Origin of the sequence: Tritonibacter horizontis (assembly GCF_001518015.1) — a bacterium.
Taxonomy (GTDB): Bacteria; Pseudomonadota; Alphaproteobacteria; order Rhodobacterales; family Rhodobacteraceae; genus Epibacterium; species Epibacterium horizontis.
Genome location: NZ_LPUY01000095.1, coordinates 13,380 through 34,485, shown reverse-complemented (window position 1 = coordinate 34,485; position 21,106 = coordinate 13,380). Strand labels below are relative to the sequence as shown.

The 21,106-nt window shown below is 61.2% G+C and carries 18 protein-coding genes; 6 read left to right on the top strand and 12 right to left on the bottom strand.

Annotated elements, in window-relative coordinates; translation table 11 throughout:
* Nucleotides 1-31 precede the first annotated feature (31 nt).
* The 3 genes from TRIHO_RS18065 (at nt 32) to TRIHO_RS18055 (ending at nt 3,051) form a co-directional block, all read left to right on the top strand.
* Entirely contained in the window at nt 32-1,501 is a 1,470-nt protein-coding gene (locus TRIHO_RS18065; RefSeq protein ID WP_068246983.1) for a M81 family metallopeptidase, read from the top strand.
* Nucleotides 1,501-2,559 carry a D-TA family PLP-dependent enzyme gene (locus tag TRIHO_RS18060; protein WP_068246980.1) on the top strand — a complete coding sequence of 353 codons (1,059 nt, stop codon included), beginning with the start codon at nt 1,501-1,503 and terminating at the stop codon, nt 2,557-2,559. Before TRIHO_RS18065 ends, TRIHO_RS18060 begins: the two co-directional genes overlap by 1 nt.
* Nucleotides 2,560-2,661: 102 nt before the next feature.
* On the top strand, nt 2,662-3,051 hold the full coding sequence (locus TRIHO_RS18055; protein WP_068246977.1) for a RidA family protein: 390 nt from the start codon (nt 2,662-2,664) through the stop codon (nt 3,049-3,051).
* Between the two features lie 36 nt (nt 3,052-3,087).
* Here TRIHO_RS18055 and TRIHO_RS18050 read toward each other — a convergent pair whose 3' ends face one another.
* The 5 genes from TRIHO_RS18050 to TRIHO_RS18030 all read right to left on the bottom strand — a co-directional run bounded on the left by TRIHO_RS18050 (nt 3,088) and on the right by TRIHO_RS18030 (nt 8,175).
* Complete coding sequence (locus TRIHO_RS18050) at nt 3,088-3,828, bottom strand: proteasome-type protease (protein ID WP_068246974.1); 741 nt, start codon at nt 3,826-3,828, stop codon at nt 3,088-3,090.
* A 34-nt stretch (nt 3,829-3,862) separates the two neighbouring features.
* A complete protein-coding gene (locus tag TRIHO_RS18045) occupies nt 3,863-4,681 on the bottom strand; it encodes a transglutaminase family protein (RefSeq protein WP_068246971.1) in 819 nt (272 codons plus the stop codon).
* Nucleotides 4,674-5,615, bottom strand: a complete 942-nt coding sequence (locus TRIHO_RS18040) for an alpha-E domain-containing protein (protein WP_068247218.1) — start codon at nt 5,613-5,615, stop codon at nt 4,674-4,676. The genes TRIHO_RS18045 and TRIHO_RS18040 overlap by 8 nt, the downstream gene beginning before the upstream one ends.
* 4 nt (nt 5,616-5,619) lie before the next feature.
* Complete coding sequence (locus TRIHO_RS18035; RefSeq protein ID WP_068247215.1) at nt 5,620-7,047, bottom strand: circularly permuted type 2 ATP-grasp protein; 1,428 nt, start codon at nt 7,045-7,047, stop codon at nt 5,620-5,622.
* Nucleotides 7,048-7,329: 282 nt separating this feature from the next.
* Nucleotides 7,330-8,175 (bottom strand): flagellin N-terminal helical domain-containing protein, encoded by an 846-nt coding sequence (locus tag TRIHO_RS18030; protein WP_068246968.1) that lies wholly within the window; start codon nt 8,173-8,175, stop codon nt 7,330-7,332.
* 572 nt (nt 8,176-8,747) lie between these two features.
* Here TRIHO_RS18030 and TRIHO_RS18025 point away from each other — a divergent pair.
* Both TRIHO_RS18025 and TRIHO_RS18020 read left to right on the top strand, forming a co-directional pair.
* Entirely contained in the window at nt 8,748-9,758 is a 1,011-nt protein-coding gene (locus TRIHO_RS18025; protein WP_068246965.1) for a cytochrome-c peroxidase, read from the top strand.
* A gap of 9 nt (nt 9,759-9,767) precedes the next feature.
* Complete coding sequence (locus tag TRIHO_RS18020) at nt 9,768-11,870, top strand: putative bifunctional diguanylate cyclase/phosphodiesterase (RefSeq protein WP_068246962.1); 2,103 nt, start codon at nt 9,768-9,770, stop codon at nt 11,868-11,870.
* A gap of 62 nt (nt 11,871-11,932) precedes the next feature.
* Here TRIHO_RS18020 and TRIHO_RS18015 read toward each other — a convergent pair whose 3' ends face one another.
* Nucleotides 11,933-13,978: an NADH:flavin oxidoreductase gene (locus TRIHO_RS18015; RefSeq protein WP_068246959.1), complete on the bottom strand. Its 2,046-nt coding sequence runs from the start codon at nt 13,976-13,978 to the stop codon at nt 11,933-11,935.
* Nucleotides 13,979-14,070: 92 nt separating this feature from the next.
* On the opposite strand from TRIHO_RS18015, the gene TRIHO_RS18010 reads away from it, so the two are divergent.
* A complete protein-coding gene (locus TRIHO_RS18010) occupies nt 14,071-14,712 on the top strand; it encodes a TetR/AcrR family transcriptional regulator (protein ID WP_068246956.1) in 642 nt (213 codons plus the stop codon).
* Here the strand turns inward: TRIHO_RS18010 and TRIHO_RS18005 are convergent.
* The 6 genes from TRIHO_RS18005 to TRIHO_RS17980 all read right to left on the bottom strand — a co-directional run bounded on the left by TRIHO_RS18005 (nt 14,709) and on the right by TRIHO_RS17980 (nt 21,026).
* Complete coding sequence (locus TRIHO_RS18005) at nt 14,709-15,500, bottom strand: pyrroline-5-carboxylate reductase family protein (protein WP_068246954.1); 792 nt, start codon at nt 15,498-15,500, stop codon at nt 14,709-14,711. The genes TRIHO_RS18010 and TRIHO_RS18005 overlap by 4 nt on opposite strands.
* A 23-nt stretch (nt 15,501-15,523) precedes the next feature.
* Nucleotides 15,524-16,489, bottom strand: a complete 966-nt coding sequence (locus tag TRIHO_RS18000; protein WP_068246951.1) for an ABC transporter ATP-binding protein — start codon at nt 16,487-16,489, stop codon at nt 15,524-15,526.
* The gene (locus TRIHO_RS17995) at nt 16,489-17,463 is read right to left on the bottom strand and encodes an ABC transporter ATP-binding protein (RefSeq protein WP_068246949.1); all 975 of its coding nucleotides are present in this window, start codon (nt 17,461-17,463) and stop codon (nt 16,489-16,491) included. The genes TRIHO_RS18000 and TRIHO_RS17995 overlap by 1 nt, the downstream gene beginning before the upstream one ends.
* Complete coding sequence (locus TRIHO_RS17990) at nt 17,463-18,404, bottom strand: ABC transporter permease (RefSeq protein WP_068246946.1); 942 nt, start codon at nt 18,402-18,404, stop codon at nt 17,463-17,465. Before TRIHO_RS17990 ends, TRIHO_RS17995 begins: the two co-directional genes overlap by 1 nt.
* Nucleotides 18,405-19,385, bottom strand: coding sequence for an ABC transporter permease (locus tag TRIHO_RS17985; RefSeq protein WP_068246944.1), 981 nt, complete (start codon nt 19,383-19,385; stop codon nt 18,405-18,407). It lies immediately after the preceding gene.
* A gap of 63 nt (nt 19,386-19,448) precedes the next feature.
* Complete coding sequence (locus TRIHO_RS17980; protein WP_068246941.1) at nt 19,449-21,026, bottom strand: ABC transporter substrate-binding protein; 1,578 nt, start codon at nt 21,024-21,026, stop codon at nt 19,449-19,451.
* Nucleotides 21,027-21,106: the final 80 nt, after the last annotated feature.

The following is a 21,106-nucleotide window of genomic DNA, read 5'->3' as shown; positions in this document are numbered from 1 at the left end:
CCCCGATAGCAAACACTCAAGGATATGCCCCATGCGCGTTTTCTGCGCTTCTGTTGCCACTGAAACCAATACGTTTTCTCCGCTACGCAGCGATTTCTCGGATTTTGCCGAGAGCTTCTACGCCCCTCCGGGAGAGCACCCGGAGACCCCGACGCTCTGTTCGGCGGTGTTTCCCGCGCTGCGTCGGCGCGCCCGCGCGAACCCGGACATCACGCTGATCGAGGGCACCGCCACATGGGCAGAGCCGGGCGGGCTGGTCAGCGCGGCCACATGGGCGCGGTTGCGGGACGAGGTGCTGGACCAGTTGCGCGCGGCGCTGCCCGTCGATGCGGTTGTGCTGGGCCTGCATGGTGCGATGATCGCGGAGGGCTGCGTCGATTGCGAGGGGGAGCTGATCGCCGCCGCCCGCCGGCTGGCCGGTCCAGCGGCAAAAATCGGTGTCAGTTTTGATCCCCACAGCCACCTGAGCGCACAGCGGGTCGAAAACGCTGACATCATCACCGTGTTCAAGGAATTCCCCCATACCGATTTTGTCGAGACGGGCGAGGCCTGCGTCGATCTGACCCTGCGCGCGGTGCGCGGCGAGATCGCGCCGCAGATCTCCGTCTTTGATGTGCGGATGATGGACGTGTTGCCGACCAGCATCCAGCCCATGCGCGGATTTGTGGACAAAATCATGGGCTTGGAGGCCCGTGGCGAGATCCTCTCCGGTTCTGTCATCCACGGGTTCATGGCCGGCGACAGCCCCGACCTTGGTGCCAAGATCATTGTCGTCACCGATGGCGACGCGCCTCGCGGCCAGGCGCTGGCCCGCGATCTGGGGATGGAACTGTTCAGTTTTCGCGGCCGCACCAAGCCCGATTTCCTGCCCCCGGCCGAGGCCCTGCGCCGCGCCGATACCAGCCAGAAGACCCCCGTGGTGGTGGCCGATGTCTGGGACAATCCCGGCGGCGGCGCGGCTGGAGATTCGACCATCCTGCTGCGCGAAGTTCTGGCCCAGCAGCTGAGCGGCGTCGCCTTTGGCACCATCTGGGACCCGATGGCGGTGCGGCTGTGCTTTGCCGCCGGCGAAGGGGCGACGCTGGACCTGCGCTTTGGCGGCAAGACCTCGGCCCATGCCGGCGCGCCTTTGGACGCGCGGGTTACGGTCCAGCGTCTGCAACGGCAGGCGGTGCAGAGTTTCGGGGCCTCCGTGGTGCCGCTGGGCGATTGCGCCGTGATCCGCATCGGCGATCTGGATATTGTGCTGAACACCAATCGCAGCCAGACTTTTTCGCCCGACCTGTTCACCAACCTCGGCATCGACATCCGTCAGAAACGGATCCTGGTTGTGAAATCGACCAACCATTTTCACGGAGCCTTTGCGCCAGTTGCGGGTGAAATCCTCTATGCCTCGGTCGACGGTCCCTACCCGAACGACCCGACGCGCACCCCCTACACCCGGCTCACCCGCGCCCTTTGGCCGCGCGTCGAGTCCCCCCATGCCGAGGAACCCGCCTGATGCCAGCCCTTGCCATCGACACGCCCGCCGTATTGGTCGATCTCGACATTGCCGAAGCCAACGTGCGCGATTTTCAGAGCTATTGCGACCGTCACGGACTGGCGCTGCGGCCCCATATCAAGACCCACAAACTGCCCCGGCTGGCGCAATATCAGCTGCAACAGGGCGCCATCGGCATCACCTGCCAAAAGATCACCGAGGCCGAAGCCATGGTCGCGGGCGGTGATATGCGGGACATCCTGATCACCTATAACATCCTTGGCGCCGAGAAGGTCGCGCGTCTGCGCAGCCTGGCTCAGCAAGTCAAACTGTCGGTCGTGGCCGACAGCATGGTGGTGGCCCAAGGGCTAAGCGCGGGCTTTGCGGATGCACAATCGCCGCTGCCCGTGCTGGTGGAATGCGACACCGGCGCACATCGCTGCGGCGTCGCCACCCCCGAAGAGGCCGCTCATTTGGCGCGCGATATCAACGCCTTGCCTGGCCTTCGCTTCGCTGGGTTGATGACCTATCCGCCCACCGGCGGCGCGGCCCATGTGGCCGATTGGCTGGGTCGGGCCAAACAGTTGATCGAGGCTGAGGGCCTGGCGGTGCCGGTCATTTCCTCAGGTGGGTCGCCGGATATGTGGCAGGCCCATGACATGCCCCTGGCGACCGAATATCGCATCGGCACCTATATCTACAACGACCGCTCGCTTGTGTCCCGTGGCACCTGCAACTGGGCCGACTGCGCCCTGACCGTGCTGGCCACCGTTGTCTCGACCCCGACAGAGAACCGCGCTGTGATTGATGCCGGATCAAAGGTTCTGACCTCGGATCTGCTTGGTCTGGCGGGGTATGGCCATGTGTGCGACCGACCGGACCTCTGCATTGACCAGCTGAGCGAGGAACACGGGCGGATCACCTGCGCCGGTCCCACTGGCCTCAAGGTCGGGGACCAACTGCGCATCGTACCAAACCATGCCTGCGTCGTTTCCAATATGTTGGAACATGTTGTGTTGATGCGCGGAAATCACATTCTTGGGCGCGAACCGGTCTCGGCCCGCGGCCAGGTCTGGTAGAGGCGCGCGCCACACGGCGCGCCCCCTTTTCACCCCTCCCCCCTGCCGTCGGCCGCAACAGGCGGCGCGGCGGATGACCCACACCAAACCAGGAGACTACCCATGACTATTGAACGGATCGGCGCGGAACGGACCGGCGCCGGCGGACAGAACCTGCCCTTTTCCCCGGCCACGCGCGCTGGTGATTTTGTCTTTATCTCGGGCCAGGTTGCGATGAACGACCGCGGCGAAATTGAACCCGGCGGCATCGAGGCCCAGACCAAACGCACCATGGAAAACGTGATCGCCGTGCTGGCCAAGGCGGACTGCACACTGGAAGATTTGGCCAAGGTCAATGTCTGGCTGGACGATCCGCGCGATTTCTGGACCTTCAACCGGGTCTATGCGACCTATTTCCCAAATGGCGCCCCGGCACGGTCGACCGTACGGTCACAACTGATGGTCGACGCCAAGATCGAGATCGACGTCACCGCCTACAAACCGCTCGGCTAAACGCGCCGGCCGCATGCCAAATTGTTCTGCCCGACCTCAGGTTTCGGGCAGAACAAAGTCCGGCAACTGACCAAAAGCTTCGCGCAGGGCGATCCCCCAGCCGGTCGAGACGCTTTCATAATAGGGATCATCGGTCGCGATGCGGAAAATCCTGCCGTTTTTCAGGCTGCCCGCCTTGTAGATATGCACATCCAGCGGCAGGCTGACCGAGAGATTGGCCTTGATGGTCGAGTCAAAGGACACCAACAGCAGCTTTACCGCGTCCTCAAAACTCATCTCCGGATCATAGGCGCGCACCAGAATGGGACGGCCATATTTGGTTTCGCCAATCTGGAAATAGGGCGTGTCAAAGCTGGCCTCGATAAAGTTCCCCTCCGGATAGATCAGGAACATGCAAGGCGCGCCATCGCCGATCTGCCCGCCCAGCACGATCGTCGCATTGAAGGCGGAATCGGCCCGCTGCCCCGCTTCGGCATGGGTCGAAATCACTTCTTTCAGAAGGTTACCGACCAGCGTTGCCACCTGAAACATCGACGGCATTTGCAAGATACCCGGATTGCGCTCGCTCGGTTGCTTGCTGCGTTCTTCGAGCAGGCTGATAACGGATTGGGTCGTCGCCAGATTGCCGGCGGTCATCAGCGTGATGGACCGTTCCCCCGGGACCTCCCAGGTGAACATTTTCTGGAACGTCGAGATATTGTCGACACCGGAATTGGTCCTGGTGTCGGACATAAAAACGAGCCCCTTTTTCAGCATGAGGCCCACACAATAGGTCATGAACGCATCTCCTTTACCAGAGCCTTCAATCAGCCTACTGCTGAACCTGCAAGGAAACTGTTAGCGCTTCGTCACCGTGGCCTTGCCGAATACCGACAATTGGCGCCGCATCGCCATAATCCCGTCCGACGGCGACCCGGACATAGCGTCCATCGGGGCAAATCCGGTTCGACACGTCAAAGCCAACCCAGCCCAGGGTATCCAGGTGGATCTCGCACCAGGCGTGGCTGGCATCCTGGCTGATTTGCCCGTCCATCAACAGATACCCGCTGATATAGCGCGCCGGATAGCCCAGATGCCGGGCGGCGGCGATCATGATATGCGCGTGATCCTGACAGACCCCATGGCCGGCCGCCAAAGCGACTTCGGCGGTGGTGTCGGGATCGGTCTGGCCGATCTCGTATTGCACGGTATCGCTGATTTCCGCCGCGAGATGATGCATCCGGGGGATTTCGTCCATCTCTTCGGTCTCTTGGCGAACCCGCGCCGCCAGATGGCGCACCTGGTTGCCCGCAGCCGTCAGGGGCGTCGCCGCTTCATACAGCCAAAGCGGTGCAAAACCAGTATGTTGGCCGACAACGCCGTTGCGGTTTTCGACTTCGACGATGCCTTCGCTCACGATTTCGACTTGGGTGGCGTTACTGTCGACCTTCACCAGTTCGGTGTGGTTCATCAGCGGATCGTTATAGACAAGTTGCTTGCTGCCGCCGGTCACGGTCGAGCGCCATTCCACCACGTTTTGCCCCGGCCCGGACAGCGGTGTCAGCCGCAGTTTCTGCAGGGCATAATGCACCGGTTGTTCGTAACTATATGTGGTGACGTGCCGAATGGAGAGCCGCGTGACATCAGCCATTGAACCGGAAATCCTTCTCTATCTGGTTGGCGAGACGAACCGTTTCCAGGAGGAAATCCCCAAGGAACTCGTGCAACCCTTGTTGAAAGATAGTGTCAATTGCCGTGTCTTGCACCCTTTCAGCGATACATTTTGCGATCACCTGACTTTCGTGCCTGACCTGATAGTCGTTTTCCAGATGCCGCAGGTATTGCGCCACCTTCATGGAACAAAACGCCAGCGACCGGGGCATGCGTTCGTCAAGGATCAGGAATTCCGCGATCTTTTGCGGCGAGGCCGCGCCGCCATGCAGCCAGGAAAACGACCGTTCCGCCGAAACCGAGCGCAGGATGACCTCCCACTGGACGTTGTCCATGCTGCTGCCGACAAAGGCGGCAGAGGGCAGCAGCACATAGTATTTCACATCAAGGATGCGCGCCGTGCTGTCGGACCGTTCGATAAAGGTACCGAGCCGCGCAAAGGAGAAAATATCGTTGCGCAGCATCGTCCCATGCAGCGCGCCACGCACGACCGAAGCCCGATTGCGGATCAGGGCCAGGGTCTCGTGCAGATTGCGTTCGCTCACCGGCCGGGCCAGCGCTTTTTTCAGCGCCATCCAGCATTCATTGGTGGCTTCCCAGACCTCGCCCGACAGAGCCGTGCGCACCTCGCGGGCGTTTGACCGCGCCAGCTCGACCGAGGCCATGACGCTGGAGGGGTTTTCCAGGTCCCGCAACAGGAAGTTGATGACCGACTGGGGGGAGTATTCCTCGTGTTTCGCTTCAAAAGCCACCGTCTGGCCGGCGGTCCGCACGATGGATTCCCATTCGTTGGTGCTGCCATCCGAATGGGTCAGCGCGATATGCCAGCCCGCCTCAAGCAGCCGGGCCGTGTTTTCGGCCCGCTCAAGGTAGCGGAACATCCAGAAAAGGCCGCCTGCAGTTCTTCCAAGCACAGTATCAGTCCCCCAGAACCCAGGTGTCTTTGGTGCCGCCACCCTGCGAGGAGTTCACCACCAGCGACCCCTTTTTCAACGCCACGCGCGTCAACCCGCCCGGCGTGATGTCGATCCGGTTCGGCGACACCAGAACAAACGGGCGCAGGTCCACATGGCGCGGGGCCAGGCCAGACTTGGCAAGGATCGGAACCGTCGACAGGGCCAGCGTCGGCTGGGCAATATAGTTGGCCGGCTTGGCCCGCAGTTTTGCCTCAAAGGCCGCCAGTTCCTTCTTGCTCGCAGCGGGACCGACCAACATGCCGTAGCCGCCGGAGCCATGGACTTCCTTGACCACCAGATCCGCGAGATTGTCGAGGACGTAGCCCAGGGAGTCCGGTTCCGAACACCGCCAGGTCGGCACGTTCTTCAGGATCGCCCGCTCACCGGTGTAGAATTCGATGATATCCGGCATATAGGAATAAAGCGCCTTATCATCCGCAATACCGGAACCGGGCGCATTGGCGATGGTAATATTACCGGCCCGGTAAACATCCATGATCCCCGGCACGCCCAAAAGGCTGGTGGGGTTGAAGGTCAATGGATCAAGATAGTCATCATCGACCCGCCGGTACAAAACATCAATCGGCTGATAGCCCTGCGTCGTGCGCATCGCGACATAGCCATCTTCGATCCGCAGATCGTGGCTTTCGACCAGCTCGGCCCCCATCTGATCCGCCAGGAAAGCGTGTTCGAAATAGGCCGAATTGTGGATCCCCGGCGTCAGCACCGCCACAACGGGGCTGCTGTTGCGACTGCCCCGTGGCACGCTGGCGGCAAGGGATCGCCGCAAAAGCTGCGGATAGGACGACACCGGGCGCACCTTCATTTGCGCGAACAATTCCGGGAACATCTGCAACATGGTTTCGCGGTTCTCCAGCATATAGGAGACCCCCGAGGGCGTGCGCACATTGTCCTCGAGCACGTAAAAATCGTCTTCGCCGGTGCGGACAAGATCGACGCCGGCAATATGGGTATAGACCCCGCCCGCCGGATCGACGCCGATCATTTCCGGGGTAAAGGCTTCGTTGCCGGAAATCAGTTCGTAGGGTATTCGCCCGGCCCGCAGAATTTCCTGCCGGTGGTAAATGTCATGCAAGAACGCATTGATCGCCCGCACCCGTTGTTCGATGCCACGTTCAAGCTTGTTCCATTCCTTGCCGGAAATGATGCGGGGCACAATGTCGAAGGGAATCAGCCGTTCGTCGGCCTCCTCCTGCCCGTAGACATTGAATGTGATCCCGATGCGCCGAAAGAAAGCTTCGGCCTCCCGCGACTTGCGACGCAGTCGTTTGATGTCATCCTGGCTGAACCACTCGTAATAGACCTTGTAGGGATCGCGTACCGACCCCGGGTCGCTCAGCATCTCGTCGAAGAATGGCGGTGTATTCATAAAAAAAGCCTGCATCATCGCGCGGCTTTCACAAAGCCATCACCGACAAAAGGGGTCATTTTCTATGCAGACAGGCTGTCCATGTCCCGGGAACCCCTCGAATTTGCCTAAAAAACAGGCATATTATGGGAATCGCACCCTGGCGGCGACTATGGGGATTTTGCGCACGTACCTCAGGTCAGGCCATGCGGCAGCCGCGGAGAGACAAAAACAGGCGCACCGCGCAGTGCAAAAAGGGGCGCCAATGGCGCCCCTTTGACATCCCTGTCATTGCGTCGATGTTTAGTTGAACAGCTGCAGCAGTCGCTGCGGCGCTTCGTTTGCGATCCCCAGCGATTGCACCGCCAGTTCCTGTTGCGTTTGAAGCGCGCTCAATCGAGCGGAGGATTCTTCCATATTGGTGTCGGTCATCGTCGAAACACCCAGGGTCATGGAGTCCACCAGATTGGCGACAAACATGGCCTGGTCGTCGATCCGCGCCGAGGCGGCACCAAGTGCTGCGGCACCCGAGATGGCCGTCTGCAGGAAGGCCTCGATTTCTTCCAGTGCGGACGCTGCAGTATCCGTATCCGAGATGCTGGTCAGGTCCGAAGCAAGGTCAAGACTGGAGTCAAAGCCCTGCGCGGAAATGGTGATGTCAGTCGACGTGACGGTACCGCCGGCCCCAACACGATCAAGCGAGGCAAGAATGCCCATTTCGGTCGATGTGCCATCAATGGTGGTCGTCAAAAGGTTCGCGCCGTTGAATTGCGCAGCAGAGATAATGGATTCGATCTGATCAACCTTGGAGTCAATGTCGGTCTGGATCTTGTCATGGTCAACGTTTTCGGCCTGGGCCGAAACAATCAATTCCTTGATTTCAACAAGTTTTTCAACGATCTGTTCGGCACCTGCAGAAGCAACGGCGACGGTGGCGTCGCCCATTGCCAGGCCTTCTTCGATTGCTTCGAAGCTGGCAATGTCGGATTCCATGGTCTTAGAAATCGCCCAGACAGCCGCGTTATCCTTGGCTGTTTCGATTTCCTTGCCGGTTGAAATCGCGTTCTGTGTATCGGTGAGGTTCTGGTTCACAGACTGTAGAGTCTGCAGGGCGACCATAGCACCGTTGTTTGTCAAAATGCTGGACATAGCATGAGTTCCTTTGAGCAAGGAGCACTTTGGCCCCGGTGTATTTCCTTGCCCCGTTATGGGGTTTCTCTCTCGTCTTTCTGAACGTGTGGAGCACTTCAGCCGCCACAACCAACTCAATAAGATGCACGCCAACTCTTGCCGTGAGGATGCTAATGAAGAGCTAAAATGTAAGCGTATATATCTAAAATGTGAGTCAAATTGGATTCCACACCGGCCGGCACCGGCTATTGGAATCAGGGCAAAACCCGCAACGCTCCCTCGCGCCAACAGTTTGATTAAACACTGCGGCGAAGTTGCAAGGCTCCCGCCGCCAAAGAAAAATGGACGCGGTCGGGACACAAATCACGGCGCGGTCCAGGGGCGATGCAGAGGTCCGAACCGGATGCGGGACAGGTCGCGACGCGCTCATTGCGGTGGGTACAAACGCGCCCAAAAGCAGAGCCGGCACAAATTGCCTACAAAATTTACTCCATTTTTCAATGAAGTAGCTCAACTTCCGGAAGGGGAATAAACTGTTTTTTCACGCCAGAACGCCAATCTTTGACTGCTGACACCGCTCAGCTATCGAAATGGGAAATCTGGACGTGCGATCACTGAGACCTTTATTGCTGGGCCTGTTTTGTTTCTTCCTGTTGGGAGCAGCGGCGCCATCTGTCGATCTCAGGACATCTTTCAGCCGCCCCGCGCGCATCCCCTTCCCGGACGAGTCGCCCTATTCGCCGCAAAAAGCCGCATTGGGGAAAATGCTGTTTTTTGATGCCCGCTTGTCAGGAACACAGAATTTCAGCTGTGCAACCTGTCATAATCCATCTTTTGGCTGGGAGACGCCGGCCGAACGGGCAATAGGCGCGCAGGGGCATGAGCTGGACCGCCATACGCCCACAATTGAAAACCTCGCGGAATCGGAACATTTCTTTTGGGATGGTCGGGTGGCAACGCTGGAGCAACAGGCGCTGGGGCCGATCACCCATCCGCAGGAAATGAATTCCAGCATGAAACAGGTGCTTGGGCGGCTGAATGCGCTGTCGGGGTATCGACGTTATTTCGAAATCGCTTTTCCGCAGGAGGGGCTGACCGGAGACAACGTCCTGGCCGCGCTGGCGACCTATCAACGGACGCTTCGGTCCGGCTGGTCACCCTTTGACGATTGGATCGAAGGGGACGAAGACGCCATTTCACCCTCTGCCAAGCGGGGATTCGCGATTTTCACCGGCGTTGCCCAATGCAGTTCGTGCCATATGGGCTGGGCCTTTACCGACCATGAGTTTCATCGCGTCGGCATTCTGAACGGGGACATTGGCCGGGGGTTCCTGGATGCGGATATGGAGTATCGGTTCAAAACGCCCGGCCTGCGCAACATCGCCCTGCGTCCGCCCTATATGCATGACGGCAGCCTGACTTCGCTGCGCAACGTCGTCGACCATTATCGGCGCGGCGGCAGTTCCTCACAGAGCGCGCCCAGCGACCTGCACGCGCTTGAGACGCTGACTGACGGCGATGCGTATGATCTCGTTGAATTTCTTGAAACCCTGACCGCCTATGAGCCGCATGTTTCGGCCCCAGCGCTGCCGGTCGACTGAGGACACAGCATGTCGATCAAACGCCGCATCCTTGGCCCCATTATATTTCTAATGCTGATTGGCGTTGTCGGTGCCTCGTGGATTTCCCTTGCCGCCGTCCAGACGCAGAATGAAATCGAACATGCCGATTCGGAGACATTGCGGACCCTGCGGGCCACCGAACGCGCCCAGCGGATTCTTGAGGAGTCCAAGGTCCAGCTGCATCGGTTCCTCGAATTCAACAGCGTGACGCACCCCTCCGCGATTGCAATGCAGCAACAGAAATTTGTCGCCGCCTTCGAAGACGTCTGGGCAGAGGTGCGGGCCGCCGAGGGATCCCAGCGCCAGAAAGAGATGGTCGCGCGGGTCGAACAACAGTTCAATGTTTGGAACACCGAAGCGTCGATCGCGCTGGGGCTGATCCCCGATTCCCAGGTTCCGTCCCACAGCAGGCTCAATCAATTGGCCGAAAGACTGGAACTTTCCCTGGTCGCGCTGGAACAGCAGGTCCGCCTGAGCGCGGCCCAGGCCAACCAGACCGCCCGCAGAGGCTATATTCGCCAGGTTGCGGTGGTCTTTGTGTCGATGATTGCGATTTTCCTTCTGGCAGGATCCGCCTTTCTCGGTTTTGGCAGCCAGCTCGCGGCCTCCCTCACCCGACTCGGCACCGCGATGGAGCGCATCCGGTCCGGCGACTACGACACCACGGTGCGGGACCTCTGCCGCCAGGACGAGGTGGGGCAAATCGCGCGTGGTGTGTCTGCCTTTTGCCATACGCTGCGGGACCTGAGCACCGCGAAATCCCGGATCGAGCATCTGGCCTTGCACGATCAGCTGACAAACCTGCCCAACCGGCGCGCCTTGCAGGAACATCTGAGCGACTGCCTCGACGCTGATCACAAGGCCAAACACCGCACCGCGGTTCTGCATGTGGATCTCGACAGGTTCAAACAGATCAACGATCTGCTTGGCCATGCGGCAGGGGACGAGGTGCTGCGCCACGCGGCCAGGGCGATGCTGGCCGAGATCCGCGAAGGCGACATGACCGCGCGCGTCGGCGGGGATGAGTTCGTCATCGTGCTGCAGGACACCAAGGACGCCGCCCAGGTCGAGGCGCTGGCCCTGCGGATCATCGAGGCCATCACCCAACCCATCGAGCTCTGGGGGGAGTTTGTCAACGTGGGCGCCAGCATCGGCATCGCCTTTGTCGAAGACACTGAAAAGGACCCGGCCCGCGTCCTGTCCAACGCCGATATCGCACTTTATGTTGCCAAGAGCGAAGGTCGCGGCCGCGCCTCCTTTTACAACGATGCCACCCGCGCCCGGTTCGAAGGTAATATGGCGCTGTTGAAAGACCTGCGTGCCGGGCTGGACAACGGCGAGATCATGGCCTTTTACCAACCCCAGGTGGACGGCCGAACCGGAGAGATCCTGGGGTTTGAGGCATTGGCGCGCTGGCAGCATCCCGAACGCGGCATGCTGGACCCCGGTGTGTTCATCACCCTGGCGTTTGAACATGGGCTGGGCGACCGGCTGACCGCCACGATCGTGACACAGGCCATTGCCGCGATGCAGGACTGGCGCAAACGTGGCCTGCCCGCCCCCAACGTCAGCGTCAATTTCTCGGCCAAGCAGTTGCGCGACGGCGGGCTGGTGGAATTCCTCGACGACGCGCTCTTTGCGGCGGCGCTGCAGCCTGAGGATCTCAATATCGAGGTACTGGAAAGCGTGCTGTTTGGCGACGGGGTGGATCCGGCGCTCAATACCATCGCGAAACTGCAAAAACGCGGCTACAAGATCGAGTTGGACGACTTTGGCACCGGCCATGCGTCGATTTCCAACCTGCGACGGTTCAAGGTTGATGGCGTCAAGATCGACCGCGACTTTATCTCTGGGGTCGATCAGGATGCGGAACAGGAAATGATCCTGCGGACCCTGATCGACCTCTGCCGCAACCTCGATATCGAATGCCTGGCCGAAGGTGTGGAGACCGAGGCCGAGATGGACAAGCTGTTGCAGCTTGGGTGCCACAAATTCCAGGGCTACGGCATTGCCCGACCGATGCCAAAGTCAGCGGTCGAGGACTGGCTGGAAGACCGGCGCGACACGACATCCATGGCCCGTGCCCTCTGACCTCATCGCGCACCATCACCAGGGCGGGCCGCGATGGGTCTGCCAAGGGCCTGCGGCGCAGATCAGAGATCCTTGACCAGGCGCAATGCATCATAAATCGCAGCATGGGTGTTGCGGGACGACACTGCATCGCCGATGCGAAACAGCTGAAAACCACCGTCGGGATTGCGCACCACATTCTGCGGGTCCCCGGCGATCAGTGCGGTGTGATCCAGCTCGCCCGCGTTGCTGCTGAGAGGTTTCAGCGCGTGGTAAAGATCGTCGTTCGGCAGCACGCCATAGTTGACGACGATCTGATCATAGCGCTGCTCGGCAGTGTGATCACTGTAATCGGTGCCAATCGTGGCAACCAGTTCATTGCCCTGCCGGGTCACATCGAGCAGCCGGCGGGTCACCGTAAAGGTAACGTCCTTATCCTGCAGCGCCCGCATATAGGGCACCAGGTTCATCGCCATGATGTCGGGTGAAAAGGTCCGGTCGGGCGTCATGATTTCCACCTGTGCGCCCGCCCCGGCCGCAAGCTCTGCCGCCTGAAGCGCCGGGTGATCGCCGCTTTCGTCATAGATCAGCACACGCTGCGCCGGTTTCACGTCGCCCGCGATCAGATCCCAGGCGGTGACCACATGCGGCGCCTCCTGCCCTGTTTCAAACAGTTCCGTATTCGGCAGGCCGCCGGTCGCCACGATGACCACATCCGGGTTTTCCGCCAGAATATCGGCCTCTTCTGCCCAGGTGTTGAACTGGAACCGCACATCGCGGGCAGCGCATTGCGCCATGCGCCAGTCGATGATGGAGATCATCTCGCGGCGGCGTGGAGACTGTGCTGTCAGACGCACCTGACCGCCGGGGTCCGGCTGCGCTTCGAACACGACGACAGAATGGCCCCGCTCTGCAGCGACCCGCGCCGCCTCAAGCCCCGCAGGGCCCGCACCCACAATCACCACCTTGCGCGGAGCGTGTGCGGGCGGGATGTCATGCGGCATCGACAGCTCGCGGCCGGTCGCGGCGTTGTGAATGCAGAGCGCATCGCCCGCCTGATAAATCCGGTCCAGACAATAGGTGGCGCCTACGCAGGGGCGAATGTCGTCCTCACGGCCCGCGATGATCTTGCGCACCACATGCGGGTCGGCCATATGCGCGCGTGTCATGCCGACCATATCCAGCAGTCCCGCCTGGATCGCATGGCGCGCGGTGGCCACATCGGGAATGCGCGCTGCGTGAAACACCGGCAGGTCGGTGGCTGTCTTGACCGTGCCGGCAAAATCCAGGTGCGGCGCGGCCTTCATCCCCTGCACCGGGATCACATCGGTCATCGCCGGATCGGTGTGGATGCGACCGCGAATGACGTTGAGAAAATCGACCTGACCGCTCTCGCTCAGGATGCGGGTGATCTGCAGGCCTTCCTCTGGCGTGATGCCCCCTTTTTGCACTTCATCTGCGGTAAACCGCATGCCGACGATAAAGTCCGAGCCGACCCGTTTGCGGATCGCCGCCAGCACATCGAGCGGAAACCGCATCCGGTTTTCAAGCGTATCCGCCCCATAGGGCCCGGTCAGATCGTTGCTGAGCGGTGACCAGAACTGATCAATCAGGTGGCCATAGGCCTGCAGCTCGATCCCATCCATGCCACCGGCCTGCATCCGTTCGGCGGCATCGGCGAACTGGGTGATGATGCGTTCGATGTCCCAGTCTTCGGCCAGTTTGGGAAAGGCCCGGTGGGCGGGTTCGCGATGTTTCGACGACGACACCGACGGCAGCCAGTCGCCCTTGTTCCAGGTGGTCCGCTTGCCAAGATGGGTCAGCTGGATCATCACCGCGCAGCCATGTTCGTGGCAGCCATCGGTCAGGTTCCGGATCCACGGCACCACCTCGTCCCGGTAGGCGAGGATATTGTTGAAAACGGGCGGGCTGTCCTTTGAAACCGTTGCTGACCCGGCGGTCATCGCCAAGGCAACACCGGCCTTGGCGCGTTCGGCGTGATAGGCGCGATAGCGATCCTTGGGCATGCCGTCCTCGGGGTAGGCAGGTTCATGACTGGTGGTCATGATCCGGTTGCGAAGCGTGAGGTGTTTCAGCTGAAAGGGTTGCAACAGGGGGTCGCTGGACATGGCGCTGCCTTCTGGAATCACGTTATTGACACAGGTGTAAAGTGAGCCTGACTCCGACTTGACACCCCTGTCAATAATTTTAAGGTACCCGCATGCCCAACCCTGCCCCATCCCGCATGCGCGGCTCTCGTGATCTCTGGCTTGATGCTGCGCTCGACCTGTTGGTGACGGGCGGCATAGAGGCGGTCAAGATCATGCCGCTGGCAAAGTCGATTGGGCAGACCCGCACCGGATTTTACTGGTATTTCAAGAACCTGAGCGCCCTGCACGATGCCATGATCGCCACCTGGGAGACGCGCAACACTGGCCAGATCCAGGCCCGTTGCGCCGCGCCGGCCGCCACGGTCACCGAGGCGCTGTTCAACCTGATGGACTGTTGGCTGCTGCCGGCGCTTTTTGATACGCGGCTTGATCTGGCGATCCGGAACTGGGCGCGCACCGATGCTGGTTTGGCCAAGCGCCTGCAGGCGGCGGACGACGCCCGCATCAGGGCGGTGCGCGACATGTTTATCCGCTTTGGGTATAGCGCAGCGCAGGCGGAGGTGCGCAGCCTCACCGTGATCTATACCCAGATCGGCTATATTTCACTTGAGGTGAAAGAAGACCCCCGCACCCGGCTGGCGCGGGTGCCGCATTACGTCGAAATGTTCTCAGGCCTGCCGCCAACGTCGGCGGAGGTCGCCGGCTTCATGGTGCGCCACGAAGGGGACGGGTCGCCAGCGAACCCAGACTAGCCGATGGTACGACACCGCGCCACGGAGGCATCCAACCCCTGCGCGAGCACGCGCCCGAACTCGGAGGCCCGCAGAACCTCCAGCCCGGCGGCGGTGGTCCCGGCATAGTCGATCATGCCCTGCACATGTTCGGCCGGGCGCGCATCGCTCTGTGCCATTGCCTGCCCGGCCCCGAGAAAGAGCTGTCGCACCGCCCGGTCCGCAATTTCCGGTGCGATTCCTTGGCTCTGAGCGTATTGCGCCATGGTCTCGGCAAAGAAGGCGACGAACCCCGGCACCGGGCCGGTCATCGCGGTGAAGACATCCAGCTGAGCCTCGGAGGTGATTTCATCAGCCTTGCCACAGGCTTCGAACAGGGCCTGGGCGAAATCCCGGTCGGCTGCGGTCACGGCATCGGCCGCCACCCAGGGAGAGTAGGCCCGCGCATCAGCGGCAGCCGGGCTGCTCATGGCGCGGATAATGTGTTCGGCGCCGGTCGTTTGGGTGATCCGGGCAACGGTCACCCCAGCCATCACCGAAATCACCAGCTTGTCCGCAAGCGCCACCTTGATGTCCGCCAGCGCGGCCGGCGGCACGCAGAGCAGCACCACGTCACAGGCCGCAACCAGTTCCGCGTTGTCCGCGGTGACCGTCAGGCCAGTCTGCGCCTCAAAGCCCTGTAGCTGCCCGCTGCGGCTGGATACCCAGATCTGGTGATCCGGCAAGATCCGGGATGTCAGGATCGCCCTCAGGAGGGCGGTGCCAAGCATGCCCGCACCGCCGATCAATCCAAGTTTGAGGTCTGTCATGGTTCTGGCCCCTTTTGCGTTGGTTATTCCTCTGCCATGTGGCAGGCAACGCGGGTGTTGCCCAGGCGGCGCATGACCGGGCGCTCCTTGTGACAGACCTCTGCCGCCAAGGGGCAGCGCGGGTGGAAGGCGCAGCCGGACGGCGGGTTGATCGGGTCGGGGATTTCGCCCTCCGGCGGGGTCGCCTCGCGTCCGAACCCGTCCATGCGCGGCGCGGCGTCCAGCAACATCTGCGTGTAGGGATGTTTGGGCGCGTCGAACAGATCCTCCGGCGCCCCCTCTTCGACGAGGCGGCCAAGGTAAAGCACCCCGATGCGATCCGCCATATGCTGCACCACCGTCAGGTCATGGGTGATCAGCACGTAGGTCAGGCCAAAGTTGTCTTTCAGATCGCTCATCAGGTTCAGCACCTGCGACTGAACGGAGACATCCAGCGCCGAGGTCGGCTCGTCACAGACGATCAGGCGCGGTTCGGAGGCCAGCGCCCGCGCGATACAGATCCGCTGGCGCTGACCGCCAGAGAATTCATGCGGGAATTTGCCGGCGTCCTTGACCGAAAGCCCGACCTGTTCCAGCAGCTTTTCCGCCAACCCGTCGGTCTTGCCGCCGCGGGCAGCCACCGGTTCAGCGATGATATCGCGCACCCGCCACCGTGGATTGAGCGAGGCATAGGGATCCTGAAAGATCATCTGGATGTCAGAGCGGATCGCGTCGATCTTGGCAGCATCCGTTTCGTTGGCCAGATCGACCCCGTCGATGTCGACATTGCCGCCCGAAGGTTTCAATAGCCCAACCAGCATCCGCCCAATGGTGGATTTCCCCGAACCGGACTCCCCCACCAGCGCATAGGTTGTTTGCGGTTCGACCTCGAAATCCACCTCAGATACGGCGGTCAAAAAGGCCTTTGGTTCGCGTTCCAGGACGCGGTTCAGCCAGGGTTTGGAAACATCGAAAACCCGGCTGAGGTTCTTTACGGACACCAGGGCCATCAGGACAGCTCCTCTTGAACAAGGGGAAACCAGCAGGCGGCGGCGTTGCCTTCTGCGGTTGGCCCAGGGGCGTGACGGCATTTGTCCTGCACATAAGGACAGCGCGGATTGAAGGCACAGCCATCCGGCACTGCATCCAGACGCGGCATGGCGCCGGGGATCTGATGCAGCCGTTTCTGCCCCTTGGAGGCCAGCGGCGTCGAGGCCATCAGCCCGTGCGTATAGGGATGGCGCGGCGCAGTGATGACTTCGCGCACCGGGCCCAGCTCGGCCAGGCGGCCCGCATACATCACCGCAACACGATCAGCGGCTTCGGCAATCACCCCCATGTCGTGGGTAATCAGCATCACCGCAGTGCCCCGGTCACGGCACAGCCGTTTCAGCAACGCCATGATCTGCGCCTGCACCGAGACATCCAGCGCGGTAGTTGGCTCATCCGCGATGATCAAGGAAGGCTCGGCACAGAGCGCCAGCGCGATCACAACCCGCTGACGCATGCCGCCAGAGAATTCGTGCGGATAGCTGTTGACGCGCTTTGCCGCGCCCGGAATGCCGACCTCTTCAAGCGCGGCGATGGCCCGTTTTTCCGCCTCTGCATGCGAAATCGGCAGGTGGGTCAGCATGGTTTCGACCAATTGATCGCCGATCCGCAACAGCGGATTGAGCGAGGTCAGCGGGTCCTGAAACACCATGCCGATTTCCTTGCCACGGATGCGGCGCATGGCCTCACCCTTCAGCTGATCGACACGCGCCCCATTGAGCCAGATTTCACCTTTGGCGATATGCGCGGGCGGGCTGAGGAGGCCAATGACCGCATTGCCGGCCATGGATTTGCCGGCGCCGCTTTCACCAACGATGCCGAGGATTTCGCCGCCGACAATGTCATAGCTGACGCCATCGACGGGTTTCAGGATGCCGTGGCGGGTGGGAATTTCAACCGTCAGGTTGCGGATGGACAGAACAGGCGCAGCCATTAGCGAAGCCTCGGATTTAGAGCGTCACGCAGCCAGTCGCCCAGCAGGTTGACGCTGAGCGCCAGCGCCAGAAGCGTGGTCGCGGGGAACAGAAGAATCCACCACTCGCCCGAGAACAAGAAACCCTGTCCGATGCGGATCAGAGTCCCGAGCGAGGGCTGGGTGGGAGGCGCGCCGACGCCAAGAAAGCTCAGCGTTGCTTCGGCGATGATCGCCAGCGCGAGAGAGATGGTGGCGATCACCAGAACCGGCGACAGCACGTTGGGCAGGATGTGGCGCAGCATGATCGCACCGGAGCCGCGCCCGATCAGCCGGGCGGCCTCGACATATTCCTTGTTCTTTTCCACAAGGGTCGCGCCGCGCACCACACGGGCAAATTGCACCCAATCCGACAGGCCGATGGCCAGGATCAACACCCAGATCGCCATCTGATCGCGGTATTCCACGGGGGTAATGCCCTTGGCGATCCCGAAGATCAGCATTGCAACCAGGATCGACGGAAAGGTCAGCTGCACATCCGCCGTGCGCATGATGATCGTCTCGACCCAGCCGCCAAGATAGCCCGACAGCAGCCCCAGCGTGATCCCGAGCACCATGGCAAAGAGCACAGCCGAAACCCCGACAAACAGCGAGATCCGCATGCCGTAAAGGATGGTCGAGAAAACATCGCGTCCCTGATCGTCCGTCCCGAGGAGGAACACATCCCCAGTGAAGTCATTGGCCGCCATGGGGGCGGTGAAACCGTTCATCAGGTTCAGCGACGCCGGATCAAACGGATTGGTGGGCGCGATCAATGGGGCAAAGACCGATGCCAACAGCATCAGCAACACCACAAACGCCGCCACAACCGCGACCGGCGACCGGGTAAAGGTGTAGAACAGATCGCTTTCAAGCGCCGCGCGCAGCCGCGATTTTTGCGCAGGAATGGGAGTCTCGGACATTCAGTGACCTCCGGTGCGATCAACGCGCAGACGCGGATCAATGAAGAAATAGAGGATATCGACGATCAGGTTGATGCCGACGAACATCACCGAAATCAGCATCAGGTAGGCCGCCATCACGGGGATGTCGACGAACTGGATCGCGTTGATGAACAACAGCCCCACGCCCGGCCATTGGAACACCGTTTCGGTGATGATGGCAAAGGCGATGATGGAGCCGAGTTGCAGGCCAATTACCGTAATGACCGGCACCATCGTGTTTTTCAACGCGTGGCGGAAATGCACGTTGCGGTCGCGCAACCCGCGCGCGCGCGCGAACCGGATATAATCCTGGCGCAGCACCTCCAGCATTTCGGAGCGCACCAGCCGCATGATCAGCGTCATCTGGTAAAGCCCGAGCGTAATCGACGGCAGGATCAGCGCCTTGAGACCGCTGGTGGTCAGGAACCCTGTGCTCCATCCGCCAAGGTCAACCACATTGCCGCGCCCGAAGCTTGGCAACCAACCCAGCTCGACCGAGAAGAGATAGATCAGCAGGATACCGATCAGGAAGGTCGGCAGGGAAACCCCGATCAGCGACACCGACATGATCGCATTGGCGGCAAAGCCCTTGCGCTTGATCGCGGTAAAGACGCCCAGCGCGATGCCAAAGACAATCGCCAGAATGCCGGATACCGCCGCCAGTTCCAACGTTGCGGGCGCGCGTTCGAGCAGAATGTCGATCACCGGCCGCCCCTGACGGTAGCTCATGCCGAAATTGCCCTGCACGGCGTTTTCGAGGAACTTGAAATACTGCACGACAAAGGGCCGGTCGAGGCCAAGCTGCTTGCGCAGACGCTCGATGTCGTCTGCGGTGCGTTCCTGCCCCAGCATGTTGTCGATCGGGTCGCCGACAAAGTGGAACATCGCAAAGGCAACAAGCCCGACGATGAGAAGAACCAACGCCGACTGTGCCATGCGCCGGATGATATAAGCGAGCATGGGTGTGCTCTCCTGTGGGTGGATGATGGGGGCAACGGCCCCCGTCTGCCTGAATGAGTGGCGCTAGTTAACGGAGACCCAACGCAAGATAAAGAAGTTATCCGGCCGCTGAGTAAGGGTGACGTTGCTGCGGGTGCCCCAGATCAGGGGCTGCACATAGAGCGGCACATAGGCCATTTCGTCCTGAAGGATCTGCGCCACTTCGTCGAGCATGGCCTGACGGGCGTCTTCGTCGATTTCGGACTGGATCTGCGGCAGCAGTTCGTCAACGCGCGCGTTGGAGAAGCCGCCAAAGTTCCACGATCCCAGCTTTTGCGCCTCGTTCGGCGTTGCCGCAAGGAACCGGATCGGGTGTTCGGCGTCAAACGTGCCCGGCGACCAGCCCAGAAGGAACATGTCGTAGTTGCCCGCGCGCAGTTCCGGCCAGTAATTCTGCACCGGCATCGCGTCCAGGCTCGCGGTCATGCCGGCCTGCGCCAGCATCGCGGTGATCGCCTGGCAGACCGCTTCGTCGTTGAGGTAGCGGTTGTTGGGGCATTTGAACCCGAAGGAGAACCCATCCGGATAACCAGCCTCGGCCAGCAGCGCCCGCGCCGCGTCGGGATCATAGGCCGGACCATCGCCCAGCGCATTCGAATAGCCGCGCATTGCCGCGCTGACCAACTGGTTCACCGGCTCGGCATTGTCGCGCATGATCGTCTTTAGGATCGCGGGGACGTTGATCGCATGGGCGACCGCCTGCCGGACGCGCGCATCCGCAAAGGGGTTTTCGTCCGTATCGGTCGAGAATTTCAGCGCCTCGGCCTGATGCGGGAAGCCAAGCATGATGACCCGTGCCTCGATCCCTTGCGTCACCGTGACGTCCGGATTGTCCTGCAGCCGCGCCACGTCCTGGATCGGAACCGGGTTGATCATGTCCACATCACCGGACAGAAGCGCCGCAAGCGCGGTCGCCGGGTTCTGGATCGGCGTCATTTCGGCGCGGGTGATGTTGTGTTCAACCTCGCCCCACCAGCCCTCGAAAGGCTCAAGCACGGTCCGCAGGCCAGGCTCCCGGCTGGTTACCTGAAAGGCACCGGTGCCATTGGCATTCAGCGTCGCATAGTTGCCGCTTTCCTTGTCGGGACGTTCGGCGGCGTTGGCCTCGGCCCAGCCGCTGTCCATGATCATCCAGTTCGCGATACTGTCGGGAAAGATCGGATTGGGCGATGTGGTCAGGAAATCCACGGTAAACTCATCGACGATTTTCACGTCGGACACCGGCGAGAACCAGCTTGCGGTATCCGCCTCCGGGCTGGCGGCCCGCTGGTAGGAAAACAGCACATCCTCGGCCGTGAAGGCACTGCCATCCTGAAAGGTCACGCCCTCGCGCAGGTGAAAGCGCCAGCCCTCGCCCGCGCCGATGGGCTCCCAGCTGGTCGCCAGCGCCGGTTCGATGCGCATGTCCTTGTTCCGCCGGACCAGGCCCTCGTAGGTGTTGTTCAGAAACCCGAGCACCGCCGCCGTATTCACCGCATGCGGGTCGAGCGTTTGGGGGTCGGTTGTCACCGCCCAGGAAAACTCCTCTGCCTGCGCAGTCGAAGCCAAGATCGCCGGAGCGAGAGCCGCGGCACAGGCGGCAGAACGTAACAAGCGGAGCATTCGTGATCCTTTCCCGTCAATGCATATGTCGCCGGAGTGCGGACTGCGCCCCGGCGACCTCAGGTCTGTCAGCAGCGCAC